General features: G+C 59.2%; 12 protein-coding genes. All 12 read right to left on the bottom strand.

Annotated elements, in window-relative coordinates; translation table 11 throughout:
* Nucleotides 1-67: 67 nt before the first annotated feature.
* The 12 genes from fliD to ACEN8R_RS03295 all read right to left on the bottom strand — a co-directional run bounded on the left by fliD (nt 68) and on the right by ACEN8R_RS03295 (nt 14,287).
* Nucleotides 68-1,504 carry a flagellar filament capping protein FliD gene (fliD, locus tag ACEN8R_RS03350; protein ID WP_018925036.1) on the bottom strand — a complete coding sequence of 479 codons (1,437 nt, stop codon included), beginning with the start codon at nt 1,502-1,504 and terminating at the stop codon, nt 68-70.
* An 82-nt stretch (nt 1,505-1,586) separates the two neighbouring features.
* On the bottom strand, nt 1,587-1,952 hold the full coding sequence (locus ACEN8R_RS03345) for a flagellar protein FlaG (RefSeq protein WP_026286326.1): 366 nt from the start codon (nt 1,950-1,952) through the stop codon (nt 1,587-1,589).
* A 71-nt stretch (nt 1,953-2,023) separates the two neighbouring features.
* Nucleotides 2,024-2,869, bottom strand: a complete 846-nt coding sequence (locus ACEN8R_RS03340) for a flagellin domain-containing protein (RefSeq protein WP_018925034.1) — start codon at nt 2,867-2,869, stop codon at nt 2,024-2,026.
* Between the two features lie 248 nt (nt 2,870-3,117).
* The gene (locus tag ACEN8R_RS03335; RefSeq protein WP_018925033.1) at nt 3,118-3,384 is read right to left on the bottom strand and encodes a hypothetical protein; all 267 of its coding nucleotides are present in this window, start codon (nt 3,382-3,384) and stop codon (nt 3,118-3,120) included.
* Nucleotides 3,381-4,673: a motility associated factor glycosyltransferase family protein gene (locus ACEN8R_RS03330; protein ID WP_018925032.1), complete on the bottom strand. Its 1,293-nt coding sequence runs from the start codon at nt 4,671-4,673 to the stop codon at nt 3,381-3,383. Before ACEN8R_RS03330 ends, ACEN8R_RS03335 begins: the two co-directional genes overlap by 4 nt.
* Before the next feature lie 82 nt (nt 4,674-4,755).
* Nucleotides 4,756-5,682 (bottom strand): ketoacyl-ACP synthase III, encoded by a 927-nt coding sequence (locus ACEN8R_RS03325; protein WP_018925031.1) that lies wholly within the window; start codon nt 5,680-5,682, stop codon nt 4,756-4,758.
* A gap of 229 nt (nt 5,683-5,911) precedes the next feature.
* Nucleotides 5,912-6,964: a pseudaminic acid synthase gene (gene pseI / locus ACEN8R_RS03320; protein WP_018925030.1), complete on the bottom strand. Its 1,053-nt coding sequence runs from the start codon at nt 6,962-6,964 to the stop codon at nt 5,912-5,914.
* Complete coding sequence (gene pseG / locus ACEN8R_RS03315) at nt 6,961-8,463, bottom strand: UDP-2,4-diacetamido-2,4,6-trideoxy-beta-L-altropyranose hydrolase (protein ID WP_495624578.1); 1,503 nt, start codon at nt 8,461-8,463, stop codon at nt 6,961-6,963. Before pseG ends, pseI begins: the two co-directional genes overlap by 4 nt.
* The gene (gene pseF / locus ACEN8R_RS03310; protein ID WP_495624577.1) at nt 8,460-9,155 is read right to left on the bottom strand and encodes a pseudaminic acid cytidylyltransferase; all 696 of its coding nucleotides are present in this window, start codon (nt 9,153-9,155) and stop codon (nt 8,460-8,462) included. Before pseF ends, pseG begins: the two co-directional genes overlap by 4 nt.
* 6 nt (nt 9,156-9,161) lie before the next feature.
* A complete protein-coding gene (gene pseC / locus ACEN8R_RS03305; RefSeq protein WP_111454403.1) occupies nt 9,162-10,325 on the bottom strand; it encodes a UDP-4-amino-4,6-dideoxy-N-acetyl-beta-L-altrosamine transaminase in 1,164 nt (387 codons plus the stop codon).
* Nucleotides 10,322-11,323: a UDP-N-acetylglucosamine 4,6-dehydratase (inverting) gene (pseB, locus tag ACEN8R_RS03300; RefSeq protein WP_019579558.1), complete on the bottom strand. Its 1,002-nt coding sequence runs from the start codon at nt 11,321-11,323 to the stop codon at nt 10,322-10,324. Before pseB ends, pseC begins: the two co-directional genes overlap by 4 nt.
* Before the next feature lie 30 nt (nt 11,324-11,353).
* Nucleotides 11,354-14,287, bottom strand: coding sequence for a TIGR00180 family glycosyltransferase (locus ACEN8R_RS03295; RefSeq protein ID WP_111454404.1), 2,934 nt, complete (start codon nt 14,285-14,287; stop codon nt 11,354-11,356).
* Nucleotides 14,288-14,290 lie beyond the last annotated feature (3 nt).

The following is a 14,290-nucleotide window of genomic DNA, read 5'->3' as shown; positions in this document are numbered from 1 at the left end:
ATCTTTAATCCGAAACTAAAAAAGCCCGACAAGCGGAATCCGCTGCCGGGCTTTTGGCGTTTAGGCGCTATGAAGCGTTCTTCTGTGCGTTCATCGCATCGAACATCGAAGTAATATTGCTCGCCGTTGCCTTCAGCTTGCCGACAAGGGAATCCATATCGTTGTACTTCTTGGTCAACACCGCCGTCAGCGTCTCGACCCGACGATCCAGGGCTGCCTGCTGGCTGGCCAGATTCGTCTTGGCCTTGGCCAGGTTGGTCGAACGGGTGTCCAGGATCCCATCACTGCCAGTGACCGTGTAAGGCGTGATTGCATCGTTCATGCGCGTCAACAGCCCCATGGAGGCATCGCCAGTCGCCGTCGGATCGCCCAGGAACAGCTTCTGAACTTCACCACCGAGCTTCTGGGTATCCATCGCGGTCGAGAACTTGGTGCTATCGAAATCCAGCGCACCGGTTTTCTGATTGGTGGTGATACCCAATTGCGACAGAACAGTGAGTTTGTCACCCGCCCCCGTTGTGACCAACGGCGTACGAATCGATGCCAGAACGCTGCGCGCCAACGGGTCACCGGTCAGTGCTGCAGCAACGGTCGGCTTGCCATTGCTATCCAGGGAAGGCTTGGTCAGCGTATTGACATTGGTCACAACCTGGTTATAAGCATCAACGAAAGCTTGGATGGATTTTTTCAGGCCATCACTGTTCGGGCCAACCGTCACCGTCGTGGTACCACCGGCGACCAAATTCAGGGTCAAGCCGGAAATAGCCGAGTCAACCTTGTTGCTTTTGCTAGTCAGCGCGAGCCCGTCCACGGTGAAACTGGCGTCCACCGCGAAATCGCCGATGGCACCCGCCGAAGTCGCTGTCGGTGCTGCACCCATTTGCTGGCCGGCATTGATCTCCAGACCCGCGATACCGCTGAGGGTGATGTCGGAGCCCGCACCGGTCGCCGTGGACCCCATCACCAGACGTGAGCCAAACGAGTCGGTCACGATGTTGGCGCTGAAACCGTTCGCGCCCTGCTGGGTGTTGATCGCATCGCGAACCGACTGCAACGTCGCGCCGGCCGGAATGGTGACAGAACTGGATACGCCATTTTGCGTGATATTGAGCGTGCCGCTCGCAACGGCGCTGCTGGCACCGCCGGCAAAGGCCGCGGTGGCCACTTTGGACGAGGTCGCAAGGTTATTGACCTTGACCACGTAGGAACCGTTGACAGCCGTGTTGCTCGCCACAGCGGTCAATACTTTCGCGTCGGCGGACGTGGCGTTGTAACCCAGGAACTGCGGAGCTTGCGTATCTTGCAGCTTCTTGATTGCAGCCTGGAAGTTCGCCAGGACACTTTTGAGAGTACCAATACCGGAAATCTGCGCAGTATTGGTGGTCGTCTGACGATCGATCTGATTCTGCTTGGCCGCCTTGTCGGCGTTGACCAGAGCCTTGACGATATCACCGGTATTAATACCGGAGCCTAAGCCCGTGCCCGGTAGAATTGGACTTGCCATGTGGAACTCCCTTCAGTGTGTCGCCGGCCTTTTGACCACTACAACGCCCAAAAGAACATAGCAACAAAATTCGTGCCAGTTGTCAGACTTTTGCGCTGAACAACAGACTGCTTGCATCATTCAAACTGTTCGCCAGCTTAAGGACTTCTTCGTTGGGGATTTGACGAATCACCTCACCGGAGTCACTGGCAATCACTTTGACCACAACTTTGCCTGAAGGCTCGTCAATCGAGAACTCCAGGTTACGCTTGACCGACTGAACGAACTTTTCGATTTCCTGAACGGCCATCTTCAGTTTTTCCTGCTCGGTCTGGTCTTTTTTACCTTCTTCCTTGACGGCAACCACTGGCGCAGTTTCCGCTCGAGGCTTTTCCGCAGGCTTATCGGCAACAGTCGTCGCCTGCTGGGCCGCAGGATAAGACAAGTTCAGCTTGACGCTCATATCCATGTCCATCACCTCTTAAAGTAAAAAGCGAGAGAGCGCGACAAGCGCGCTCCCCCGCTAAAACTCATCAGCTATTACTGAAGCAGTTTCAGTACAGCGGATGGCAGTTGGTTGGCCTGAGCCAGAACTGCGGTGGAAGCTTGTTGCAGAGTTTGTTGCTTGGTCAGCTGTGCAGTTTCAGCAGCGAAGTCGGTATCTTGTACGCGGCTCAATGCAGCACTGGCGTTTTCGTTGATGTTTTGCAGGTTGGAGATGGTGCTGGAGAAACGGTTTTGTGCAGCACCCAGGTCAGCACGAGTGCTGTTGATTCGCGACAGAGCGGCGTCGATAGCCGAGATAGCCGACGCTACAGCAGAGTGGTTGGCTGCGTTGGAGGTACCGGAAATGGTAGTACCGGTCATGCCCAGGGCGCTGGAGTCGAAGCTCGAAGCCAGGGTCAGAGTGATCTGGTTGTCGGAGGTGGTGTTGGAACCAACCTGGAACTCCATCGCACCAGCGGTACCGTCCAGCAGCGCCTTGCCGTTCAGGTTAGTCGACTGAGCGATACGAGTCAGTTCAGCAACCGACTGTTGGTATTCTTTGTCCAGAGCGGTACGGTCAGCAGTGCCGTTGGAGTCGTTACGCGACTGAACTGCGATTTCACGCATACGCTGCAGGATGTTGGTCGATTCTTGCAGAGCGCCTTCAGCGGTCTGAGCGATCGAAACACCGTCGTTGGCGTTTTTGATAGCCATGGTCTGACCACGGATCTGCGAGGTCATACGGGTAGCGATCTGCAGGCCGGCGGCGTCGTCTTTGGCGCTGTTGATTTTCAGGCCGGAAGACAAGCGAGTCATCGAAGTCGACAGTGCGTCGGAAGCACGGTTCAGGTTCTTCTGAACACCCAGAGATGTAGTGTTGGTGTTTACTGTTAAAGCCATGACGAATTCCTCGTTGGTTGGGTACTACGGCTTCCGGCCCTGGCAACCGCCCGGTATGGCCTAGAGAACCTTCGTAATAGTTATCGTCGCGAATGCAGGTTGCTTGAGGGGATTTTTGAAATTTTTTGCCATCACACTGCCACCCCCTGTAAAACCAAGCCATAGCGACGATCCAGCCACCAAAAAATGACGCCAGAGAACTGCCACAACCCTTCCTTACGCCCCGCTTGCGTTGACCTGCCACGGCATTACGCGGAATTGACAGCCATCAGTAAATCAACCAGTTCGTATTCAAGGTAATCCGCGAGCGCCAGCCAGTCCTGTCGCTCCTGGCTATCCAGCATACCTGTCAGCAATGCCATCCACCGGGCCGCGATCTGGCTGTCTGCTCCGCCGACCCGCGACTGCACCTGCTCCGCTACCTCGACCATGACCAGCGCCGCCTCGACATCCCTTCCCAGACGAAACAACGCTGAACATTGCCGGACCTGATCAACGAGTAGCTCTTCGCTCATCGACTGAACTCCGGATGAAATGTCGTGCCGACAATCATGGCCCCAGCTCGACTGCTGTTGTAGAAGACGACGTGTGGATGCGCAGCGATATAGCGCTCCAGCTCACACAGGTAACTACGGAAATTGAGCTGGGTCTTGACCCGCTGCCCATGCCCATCCAACACCCAATGACGAGCCGCGACCAATTGCGGGCCAAGGTCGCCGTCATCCCAACCGGCATGGGTTTTGTTGTTGGGGAACGCGAAGTCCGCCCCGAACAGCGTGATCTGACTGGCACCCATTTTCACCGCCAGGTCCACCGCCGGATGAATCACGCTGCCGCCTGCAAACAACCCTGCCCGTGGGAGCTGCTTGCGCAGATCGCGAAAGACCGGGCTTGCCGAGTAGGCGACATAGCGTTTGCCTTGCCAGGCCTGCAAGACCGCAGGAGCCACCAGCGGCATGTAGACCAGCGTAATGTCTGCGCTGTCCTCGGGCGGCAGATGGCGCTGCGAGATACGCTGGTCGATCGTGACGACGACATCCGGTTTGATACCGTTCTCGATGAGCGGCCGGTAAGCGGTATCGACACAAACGAACAGCGGTCGCTGGGTCTGGCCGCGAATTGATCGCAAGGTTACGAAATGCTGTTCCAGGCTCGGCCCGGTGGCGATGACGAACATCGGCTGGCCAGCGTGTGTGGCGAACAATTGTGCGGCGTCGCTATCGACGCGGATCTGTTCGACACTTTCCAGCAAGCGCGCGGCGATTTCCGGATTGTCCGGATCAAACTCACAGTTGTTGAACGTCAGATGGGTTTCGCTGACCAAGCGGTCGCGAATCTTCGCGTTGAAGTCATCGGCCAGCACCAGCTCCGAAGGCAGGGCAAAGAACGGCAAACAAATCTCAGCCAAATCACCGGCGTAGTGCAGCTCGACCCGCGAATCGCTGAGCCACGGCTGCTGATCGAGTAATTGCAACACCAGCGCAAACACTGCGCCGTTAAGGATATGTACGTGTAACTGAATCAGCCCCGAACGCTGCAGCAGCTCCAGCTGCAGATCACCCAGCCCTGTGCCATAAACGTGCAACACCGGACTGTCGACCGGCAGGCTTGCGGCTTGAAGCTGCGCTTCGCGGGTACGGTCATGGCGACTGGTCAGCTGAATGCCGTTGATGCTCAGGGTCGAGCCGAGCCCTTCCACCAGATCGGCCTGCAACGGGCCCGGATCTTCAGACAGCAGACGCTCAGCCACGGCCGGCCAGCGACGCTGGATGATTTCGGCGTTGGGTTGAAAAAACTCGCTCATGGCGCCTCGCTGTGATTCGGGCAAAAAAATAGCGCTCAAGGTTACACCTTGAGCGCTTTTTTTGTGTCCGGCTTTTAGAAGATCAAGGGCGATAGATGATCGCCGAACCCCAGGACAAACCAACACCAAAACCGCTGAGTGCCACACGCTTCCACTTGGAGTCGAGCACGTGCTTTTCCAGCAGCAATGGAATGCTCGACGACACGGTGTTACCGGTCTCGACCATGTCCTTGAGGAACTTCTCGGGCTCGCCCTCGAAGCGTCGCGCCACGGCATCGACAATCGCCGCGCTGCCCTGGTGAATGCAGAAAGCATCGATATCGTCGGCCGTCAGGCCCGAGTCGCCCAGCAGCTCGTGCAAATGCGCAGGGACTTTGAGCAGCGCGAAGTTGAAGACCTGACGGCCATTCATGAAGAACACGCCATCGGTGACCTTCAGGTGCGGCGCGCCGGAACCGTCGGTGCCGAACTTGGCCTTGCCCAACTGCCATGGAGCGTCTTCGCCCATCCAGGTGGCGGTGGCGGCATCGCCGAACAGCATGGTGGTGTTGCGATCTTCCGGGTCGACGATCTTCGAATACGGATCGGCGGTCACCAGCAAGCCATTCTTCAGGCCTGCGGCTTCCATGAAGCCCTTGATGGCGTAGATGCCGTAGACGTAACCGGAGCAGCCCAGGGAGATATCGAACGCGGCCACGGTCGTCGGCAGGCCCAGCTTGTCCTGAACGATGGCGGCGGTGTGCGGCAGGCCTTCTTCGTCGCCGTTCTGGGTCACGACGATCAGCACGTCGATGGCTTCGCGCTTCAATTCAGGGTTGTTGGCGAACAGCGCATTGACTGCTTCGACACACAGGTCCGAGGTTTCTTGCCCAGCGTCTTTGCGCGGCAGGAAAGCCGAACCGATCTTGCCCAGGATGAACTCTTCATCCTTTTCGAATTTTGCACCTTGTGCGTAATTGTCCACGCCGGCTACAGGAACGTAGCTCGCAATGCTCTTTATGCCAATCATTACGGCTTCCCAATAATAAACAGCCCAATACCACCGCTCGCAAGGAATCGAGGGGCGCCGACAAACAACGAATAACGTCGCCCTCAACGAGGTGACAGCGGGAAGAGTAAAAGGCCATCACTGAGCCAAAAGCAGGCCAGGCGCCCTCTTCCCTATTTATACAATACAGTGAAGATGCGCGTAATGACTCGCAGGTCACGCTATTTTGCCGAATCAGCCCCACAAGCGGTTATTCGACCAGCGACCAGTCCAGCGGCGTTCCGCGCTTGATGGCCTGGCGGGCACGGTGGCCCAGAAGGGTTTCAGCGTGTTTCGGGGGCAGCCCCAGGCCCGGACGGATGGCCCGCAGATTGGCGGCGGTAAATGGCTCTCCGGCGATCATGTCCTGGGTGACATACAGCGACCGGCGGTACACCAGGGACTTGCGCTCGGCGTCAGTCACGCCGTAATGCACCTGGCCCATGGCCTGCCAGGCGCGCTCGGTTTCGACCACCAGGCTGGCGAGTTCGGCCGGTTCCAGGGAGAAACTGGCATCCACGCCTCCGGCGGCACGGTCGAGGGTGAAGTGTTTTTCCACCACCGTCGCCCCCAGCGCTACGGCGGCGACAGACACCCCGACACCCATCGAATGGTCGGACAAACCGACTTCACAGCCAAACAACTCACGCAGATGAGGAATCGTGCGCACGTTGCTGTTGGCGGGCGTCGCCGGGTAAGTGCTGGTGCACTTGAGCAACACCAGATCCTTGCAACCGGCCTCACGGGCGGCACGCACGGTTTCATCGAGCTCGGCGATGCTGGCCATGCCGGTGGAAATGATCAGCGGCTTGCCGGTGGCCGCAACCCGACGAATCAACGGCAGATCAGTGTTCTCGAAGCTGGCGATCTTGTAGGCCGGCACATCGAGGCTTTCAAGGAAGTCCACCGCGGTGTCATCGAACGGTGTGGAGAACGCCAGCATGCCCAGCTCTTTGGCCCGGGCGAAAATCGGCGCGTGCCATTCCCACGGCGTGTGGGCCTTTTCGTACAGCGCATACAGCGAAGAACCGGCCCACAAGCTGTTGGGGTCCTTGATGAAGAACTCGCCTTCGGACAAGTCCAGAGTCATGGTCTCGGCGGTGTAGGTTTGCAGCTTCAAGGCATGGGCGCCGGCCTTGGCTGCGGCTTCGACGATTTTTATCGCCATGTCCAGCGACTGGTTATGGTTGCCGCTCATCTCGGCAATGATGAACGGTGGCGCATCGGCACCGATCGAGCGATTACCGATCTTGAAACTGGTCATTGTTCTGGATCCTTCAACACGCGCGTGAACGCGCAAGCACTCTGAGTAAAACCACCCTCGCGGAAAACCTTCAGCGATGGCTGATTGGCCGGCAGCACCTGAGCGGTGATGGCCTCAAGTTGTGGCCAATGCACCGTGACGAACGCTTCGCCCCGCGCCAGCAGCGCCCTGCCCCAGCCCAGGCCGAATCGGCCTTCGAACAGATAGATCGAGACTTCGGCCCGAGTACCGTCAAGGTCATAGCGCAGCATACCGACCGGGCCGTCATCCGCCTCGGCAATCAACAGCAGTCGCTGAGGGTTGTTCAGGCTCGCGGCCAACCAGACCTGATGCCGCTGCCAATCGATGGCGTGGGTGTCCAGCGACCAGCGCCGTACCGCCTCGGCATTACGTCCCTCGAACAACAATTGCGCATCGTCCGGATCGGCTCGACGCACCTGCAGTACCGCTCCCGCCAGTGCTGCCGCCACCCGCTGCGCGCCACGGCCATCGACCAACTGCCGTGAGCGTTCGGCCATACTTTGACGAAAACCTTGATTGCCTACGACAAAACCAATGGCCTGACGCAATTGTTCGACGCTGACATGCTCGCGGTTGCCCAGGAACACATGAGCCCCCGAGGTTGCCATCACCTCACCGTTGGCCTGCTGATTATTCGAGACCGCAATGCAAATCGTCGGCAGCCCCATGGCCGCCCGCTCCCAACTGGTGCCGCCACCGGCACCGATAAACAGGTCAGCCTCGGTCATCAGCCGGTAGAAGTCGCTGACAAAACTGTGCAGGCGCCAGTTCGGACGATACGCCGCCAGCGCCTGCATCTGCTCCCAGGCTGGGTTGTCGGCACCCGCCACGAAATCGACCTCCAGCTCATGAAGGTCCGCCAGCGCCAACATCGCGTGGTGGGTCTGCATGGCCACATCGAAGCCGCCGAAGTTCACCAATACTCGCCTGGCCCGAGGCTTGATCTCGACCGCCGGGCAGCAGAACTCATCGCGCAACATCGCAAAACGTGGACCGAGCAAGGTCTGGCAGTCGGGCGTCAGCAGCGAGGCATAAGCCTCTGGGGTGCCCGACAGATTTTGATTGAGCAGCAGATCGACGCGGTACTGCCGAGTGGCCAGGTCATCCACCGCCGCGATCCTCGGTGCCCAGCGACGGGCCGCGGTCTGCCAGTGATGATCGAGGCCATAGTGGTCGACGATGATCCAGTCGAAAGCCGGATGGCTTTCCAGGGCTTGCGCCAGCGCGGCGATGTCCGCCTGCCACGGCAGCATCGACTCGATGGCCTGTTGCGGATCTTCATCGGGGTAGCGCGCCGGCAGCGCGAAGGTCTCGAAGCCCTCGCTGGCCAGGCTGTCCAGTCGATGCCCCGGCAGCAGGCGACAGGCGAAGGCAACGTGCGTGCCCTGCTTGCGCAACACCCTGGCCAGGGTCAGGCAGCGGGCGATATGGCCGCTGCCAATCGTTGGCGACGCGTCAGCGCGGATCAGTATCCTCATTGCAACTCACCACCAGCCTTCAATGCGGCGTAAAGGTATTCGGCGCGTTTCCAGTCTTCAAGGGTGTCGATGTCCTGTACCAGGTAGCGCGGCAAAATCACCGGCAGGCTCGCTGGCGAGAACAGTGCATCACCACGCAACCAGGCCTCGCTGCGTCCCCAGTAGAACTGGCCGGCGTCTTGAAAGGCTTCGGGCAAGTCCTGGGAGCGGGTGTCACGAAACTCCGGATAGAGCGAGGTCAGGGCGCCCTGCGCGTCTAGGGTCAAGGCCCGCTGCACCGGAAAACCAAAACCGGTGACTGAAAACGCGAAAGACTTGTCCGGGTGCTGCACCAGCAACTCATGCCCCTGACGCAGATAACGCGCTTGCAACAACGGCGCCGTCGCATAGATGCAGCAGGCATGGTCGAACGGTGGCAATTGATTCAAGGCATGCACAATCACTGCCGCAGTCCCGGTGAAATCGTCAGCCAGTGCCCCTGGCCGCATGAACGGCACCTGAGCGCCATTGGCTCGTGCGACGTCGGCGATTTCCTCATCGTCGGTACTGACGATCACCTGGTCGAACAGGCGCGACTCCAACGCGGTGCGAATCGAACGGACGATCATCGGCACGCCGTCGAACGGCTTGAGGTTCTTGCGCGGGATTCGCTTGCTGCCACCACGGGCCGGAATGATCGCAACACAGCTCAAGAGTCACTACTCCTCAAGGATCAGTCGTCGCAATTGCTCGACCACATAGTCCTGTTGTTCATCGCTCAGCAGAGGAAACAGCGGCAGGCTGATGGCCTCGGCGTAATAACGTTCGGCCTGGGGGAAATCACCCTCGGCAAAACCCAGGTCGCGATAGTACGGCTGCAAGTGCACGGGAATATAGTGCAGATTCACCCCGACACCGGCCGCTCGCAAGCCTTCGAACACCTGTCGATGACTGAGGTTGATCCGCTCCGTCTGCAAGCGCACCACGTACAGATGCCACGCCGATTCGGCTTCAGGCTGCGTGCTGGGCAAGGTCAGCGGCAAGTACGCCAGCAACCGGTCGTAACGCGCCGCCAGTTCGCGTCGACGCTCAATAAAGCCATCGAGCTTGTTCAGCTGTGACAGACCGAGGGCCGCTTGCAGGTCGGTGATCCGGTAATTGAAGCCCAGCTCCACTTGCTGGTAGTACCAGGGGCCGTGGCTGGGTTCGGTCATCTGTTCGGGGTCACGGGTCATGCCGTGGCTGCGCAGGCGTTGCAAGCGCTCGGCCAGTTCCGGGCGATTGGTCAGCACCATGCCGCCTTCGGCACTGGTGATAATCTTCACTGGATGGAAACTGAACACGGTCATTGCCGCGAATTCACCGCAACCCACCGGGCGCCCGGCATAGGACGCGCCGACCGCGTGGGAGGCATCCTCGATCACCGTGAAACCGTAACGTTCAGCCAGTTCGGCGATCATGCGCATATCGCAGCTCTGCCCGGAGAACGCTACCGCCACCAGCACTTTCGGCAGCTTGCCGTCGCGCTCGGCGATTTCCAACTTCGACGCCAAGGCGTAGGCATCGAGGTTCCAGGTCAGCGGGTCAATGTCGACAAAATCGACATCGGCGCCGCAGTAGCGACCGCAGTTGGCCGAGGCCAGAAAGGTGTTCGGCGAGGTCCATAACCGATCGCCCGGCCCTAGGCCCGCCGCGAGGCAGGCAATGTGCAACGCCGCCGTGGCATTGCACACCGCCACCGCGAAATCGGCCTGGCAACGCTCGGCCATCGCCTGTTCGAAACGCTCGATGGTCGGCCCTTGGGTCAGCCAGTCGGACTGCAACACGGCGACCACCGCATCGATATCCGCCTGATCGAGGCTTTGCCGACCGTAGGGAATCATGCCGACAGTTCCGCGTGCAGGTCGGCGATCTGGCCGACTGACAGGAAGTGCGGGTTGGTATCGGAACGGTACTCGAAATCTTCGCCCACCGGCCGGCCCTGCTCGCCCAGTTTGTCGACGGCAAAATCCACGTCGACGCTGGTGAAACGGATCGACGGCTGAATGGTGTAGTGATCGTCGAACTCCAGGGTCATGCGCGCGTCGTCCAGCGGTACCATCAGCTCATGGAGTTTTTCCCCCGGACGAATGCCGACGTGTTTATGCGGCAAATGTTCAGCCATGCCCTGCGCCAGATCGACGATGCGAATCGACGGGATCTTCGGCACAAACACTTCACCACCGTGCATGCGGGCGAAGCTGTCGAGCACAAACTTCACGCCGTGATCGAGGGTGATCCAGAACCGCGTCATGCGCTCATCGGTGATCGGCAGCTCTTTGGCGCCCTCGGCAATCAGCTTGCTGAAGAACGGCACCACCGAACCCCGCGAGCCGGCGACGTTGCCATAGCGCACCACGGCAAACCGGGTTTGTTGCTCGCCGGCAATGTTGTTGGCAGCCACGAACAATTTATCCGACAGCAGCTTGGTCGCGCCGTACAAGTTGATCGGGCTGGCAGCCTTGTCGGTTGACAGCGCGACAACTTTTTTCACGCCGTTGTCGATGGCCGCGGCAATGATGTTTTCCGCGCCGTTGACGTTGGTGCGGATGCATTCGGTGGGGTTGTATTCCGCCGCTGGCACTTGCTTCAGCGCCGCGGCGTGCACCACATAATCGATACCGCGCATGGCCTGACGCAAACGGTCGGCGTCGCGCACATCACCGATGAAGTAACGCATGCACGGCGCGTTGAACGTCTGCTGCATCTCGTACTGCTTAAGCTCATCGCGGGAAAACACCACCACACGCTTGGGCTGGTATTGCTCCAGCAAGCGGCGGATGAAGTTGCGTCCGAACGAACCGGTGCCGCCAGAGATGAAAATCGATTTACCGTTGAACATGCCTTGAGTCCTTTTACCTGTCAGCCAGGCTTATGCGAGCAACTGCGCCCAGTCAATGCTGGTCGGTTCGCCGAGGGTAAAGCCCTTGCCAGTCAAGGCCAGGTTCTGGTTGTAGGCTGAGTCCTGCTCGAAACGGGCGGGCCACTTGTCACGCAGGGCAGCTGCCGCCTGCGGATTGTCCGGCAAAGTCCCGGGGTGCGTAATCTGCACTTGTGGTGTCCAGACCGTCAGCAAACCTGCGTCGGCAACTTTCAGGCACAGATCGACATCGGCGTAAGCCTCGTCGAAATGCTCTTGGTCCAATCCACCGACGTCATCAAACACTTGCTTGCGAATCATCAGACAAGCACCAGAGACAGCCTGATAGTTCTGTTCGACGACCAAGCGACGCATGTAGCCCTGGGCATCTTTTTTCTCGCCTGCGAAAGGTGAAGCGACCCCGCCATTGAGGCCCAGAATCAAACCGGCCCCCGTCACATTGCCATTGGCATCCACCAGTTTGGCCCCGACCACTCCTACCTCAGGACGCTGCGCCTGGTTAAGCAGTGCCTCGATCCAGTTGGCGTTAACGACCTCGGCGTCCGCCGCCAGCAGCACCAGGTATTCGCCCTGAGCCTGTTCTACAGCCAGGTTAAGTAGTGCCGAAGTGCTCAGACGCTGCTCTGCCCTGACCAGACGAACCCGGCCACGACCGTTCTGCTCCAGGCTTTCCAGCCAGGCGAGCAGTTCGGCGGACTGGCTGTGATTGTCGACGATCACGATCTCATTGTTCTGATAGCGCGTGCGTTGCAACACGCTGACCAGGCAGCGCTGCAAACACTCCAGGTTGTCCTGGCTGTGAACGATGATCGAAACCTTCGGACGATCGGCGTGACGGTAGTCGATACGGTAGCCTCCCGACGCTTCGGCACTGACCTGGGCCTGATATCCGCGGGTCGCCAGATGACGAACCAGAGTCTGGCGTTCGTGTTCAATAGGCCCCGGCAGCGGTGCCTGGGTGATCAGCAAAGGCTCTGCCAGATGCGCGAGCCCGGCCAGGCCGCCGGCTTCGATCAGGCGCAGCAACAGGTCGAACTCGAGCGCCGAAGTGAACTCACGAGCAAAACCGCCGACCTCCACCAACACCTCACGCCGGATCAGCCAATGCCGCGCAGTCAGCGCCGGCAGGCTCTGCAACAAATCGAGGTTGAAGGCGGGACGGAAGACATCGACCAGCGTGCCATTGGCCTGACGATGAATCTCGTCCACCGCCACCGCACGGCAACCCTCGGCGTTCTGCAACTCCAGGCTGGCACGCAACAGACCCGCCGCGGTGAACTCGTCGCCCGCCTCGGCCAGCAGCAACCAGTCCGAGGTCGACTGGCGAGCAATCTGGTTCAGCTTATCGACATAGTTGCTCGTGGTGACCTTGACGAAATGCAGGGTGTTTTGTTCGGTGGTGACTGCCGGCAGATCGCCGGTGGTGAAGACCACCACTTTGAAGGCCCGGAACGCGCTCTCCATCAGACTATCGAAGCTGGCCTGAAGCTTGTCCATGTCTGCGTCCAGGTCCAGCAACAAAATGCCGAACTGGGGTCCACCGTCATTGGCTGCCAGATGCTGGTTGATTTTCCTCACCGCAGTCTCATTTGGCTCCCGTGCCTGCAACCAGTTGAGCAGACGTCCCGACGGCATCGTGTCGAGCAACTGACGACTATCGTGGGTCGGCACACTGTCCAGGCGCTGCACCCAATCGGCCAACACTTGGGCATCAGCCGTTTCCCCCATGTCCACCAGTTGCTGAGCGAGCTTTTGCACGACTCGACGGTTGAAGGCGCCGAGTTCCACGGCTTGAAGCAGGCGCGTCTGGATCGTCGCCGGACTGTCATTGGAGTAAGTACGCTGCAGTGTCTGCTGCTTGAGCAATGTCCCTTCCATTTCCTCAAGTTGCAAACGGCCGGCCGGCATTGCATGGAGCAGAAACTCGCACTCCGCCAGTTGCTCGAAGAAGGCGCTGTTGTAGAACGGCATCTCGACGTATTGCTCCGGGCCGAAGACACGCTTCGGGCCGACCGTCGGATCGGTCCAGTAAGACTCGAATATCGGTTCGATGGTCAGCGCGTTGCGGGCAGTCAGGCTGTCGGCCAAAGCGGCGAAGCTTTGCAGGGCCAACTGGGCGGTCTGCTGTTGGTCGAGACCGGTGATACCCGTCGGCAGCGATGACAGGAACCCGGCAAAGCGCTCGCGCTCGGCGACAGAGCGGGCGTCCTTGAAACTCAAGGTCGTCATGATTTCAGTGTTGTGATCCGAACGCCCGTAATTGACTTCACGTACCACATAGGGTGCCGGGAGAATTCGCGCCTTGGCCCGTGCCAGCATGTAGTACACGTGGCCGATTTCCTGCCACTGGAAGATCGTGCCTTCCGGCATCGCTTCGTACCAGTCACGCAACAACGAGGTCCGATGCACGGCATAGAACGGCGGAATGTACTGCCCCATGTAATCGAGTACACGGTCCTGGCCTTGTTCGGCGTTGTAATCCTCCTGCACCTTCTTGTCGCGACGGTAGTACTGCACATAATTGGCGTGGGTCAGGTACATCAGGCAATAGCCGTGGCACAAACCGTAGTCGGGGTTGGCTTCGAGGAAGTTCACCGATTCGGTGAGAGCACCGTGCAACAGGAAATCATCGTCGGAGGCGAACACCATGTACGGCGTGGTGACCTGTTCGACACCGTATACCAGCTTGGCCTGGATGCCCCAATAGCCGAACTGCGGCAAATGCCGATAGTCGATGGTGTCTGCAACCGTCGCCGCGCCATCCAGAGCAACGGCTGACGAATCAAGGACCAGAATCCTGCAAGGCAGCGTGCTGTAGAACTGCAACGCCCTGCGCAAAAACGCCGGACGATTGTGCGTAATCAGCACCAGAGTGAACAGCTCACTCAGGGGCAACGTGTTTTCAGAACCGTAAATGCCTTGCATATC

Source organism: Pseudomonas sp. Pseusp15, from assembly GCF_059492165.1.
The sequence above is the reverse complement of the archived record's forward strand: the minus strand, read 5'-3'. Positions and strand labels throughout refer to the sequence as shown.

What these genes read in the sequence shown, in the direction of transcription:
- fliD (WP_018925036.1), bottom strand. Translation starts at nt 1,504, where the DNA reads ATGGCAAGTCCAATTCTACCGGGCACGGGCTTAGGCTCCGGTATTAAT.
- ACEN8R_RS03345 (WP_026286326.1), bottom strand. Translation starts at nt 1,952, where the DNA reads ATGGATATGAGCGTCAAGCTGAACTTGTCTTATCCTGCGGCCCAGCAG.
- ACEN8R_RS03340 (WP_018925034.1), bottom strand. Translation starts at nt 2,869, where the DNA reads ATGGCTTTAACAGTAAACACCAACACTACATCTCTGGGTGTTCAGAAG.
- ACEN8R_RS03335 (WP_018925033.1), bottom strand. Translation starts at nt 3,384, where the DNA reads ATGAGCGAAGAGCTACTCGTTGATCAGGTCCGGCAATGTTCAGCGTTG.
- ACEN8R_RS03330 (WP_018925032.1), bottom strand. Translation starts at nt 4,673, where the DNA reads ATGAGCGAGTTTTTTCAACCCAACGCCGAAATCATCCAGCGTCGCTGG.
- ACEN8R_RS03325 (WP_018925031.1), bottom strand. Translation starts at nt 5,682, where the DNA reads ATGATTGGCATAAAGAGCATTGCGAGCTACGTTCCTGTAGCCGGCGTG.
- pseI (WP_018925030.1), bottom strand. Translation starts at nt 6,964, where the DNA reads ATGACCAGTTTCAAGATCGGTAATCGCTCGATCGGTGCCGATGCGCCA.
- pseG (WP_495624578.1), bottom strand. Translation starts at nt 8,463, where the DNA reads ATGAGGATACTGATCCGCGCTGACGCGTCGCCAACGATTGGCAGCGGC.
- pseC (WP_111454403.1), bottom strand. Translation starts at nt 10,325, where the DNA reads ATGATTCCCTACGGTCGGCAAAGCCTCGATCAGGCGGATATCGATGCG.
- pseB (WP_019579558.1), bottom strand. Translation starts at nt 11,323, where the DNA reads ATGTTCAACGGTAAATCGATTTTCATCTCTGGCGGCACCGGTTCGTTC.
- ACEN8R_RS03295 (WP_111454404.1), bottom strand. Translation starts at nt 14,287, where the DNA reads ATGCAAGGCATTTACGGTTCTGAAAACACGTTGCCCCTGAGTGAGCTG.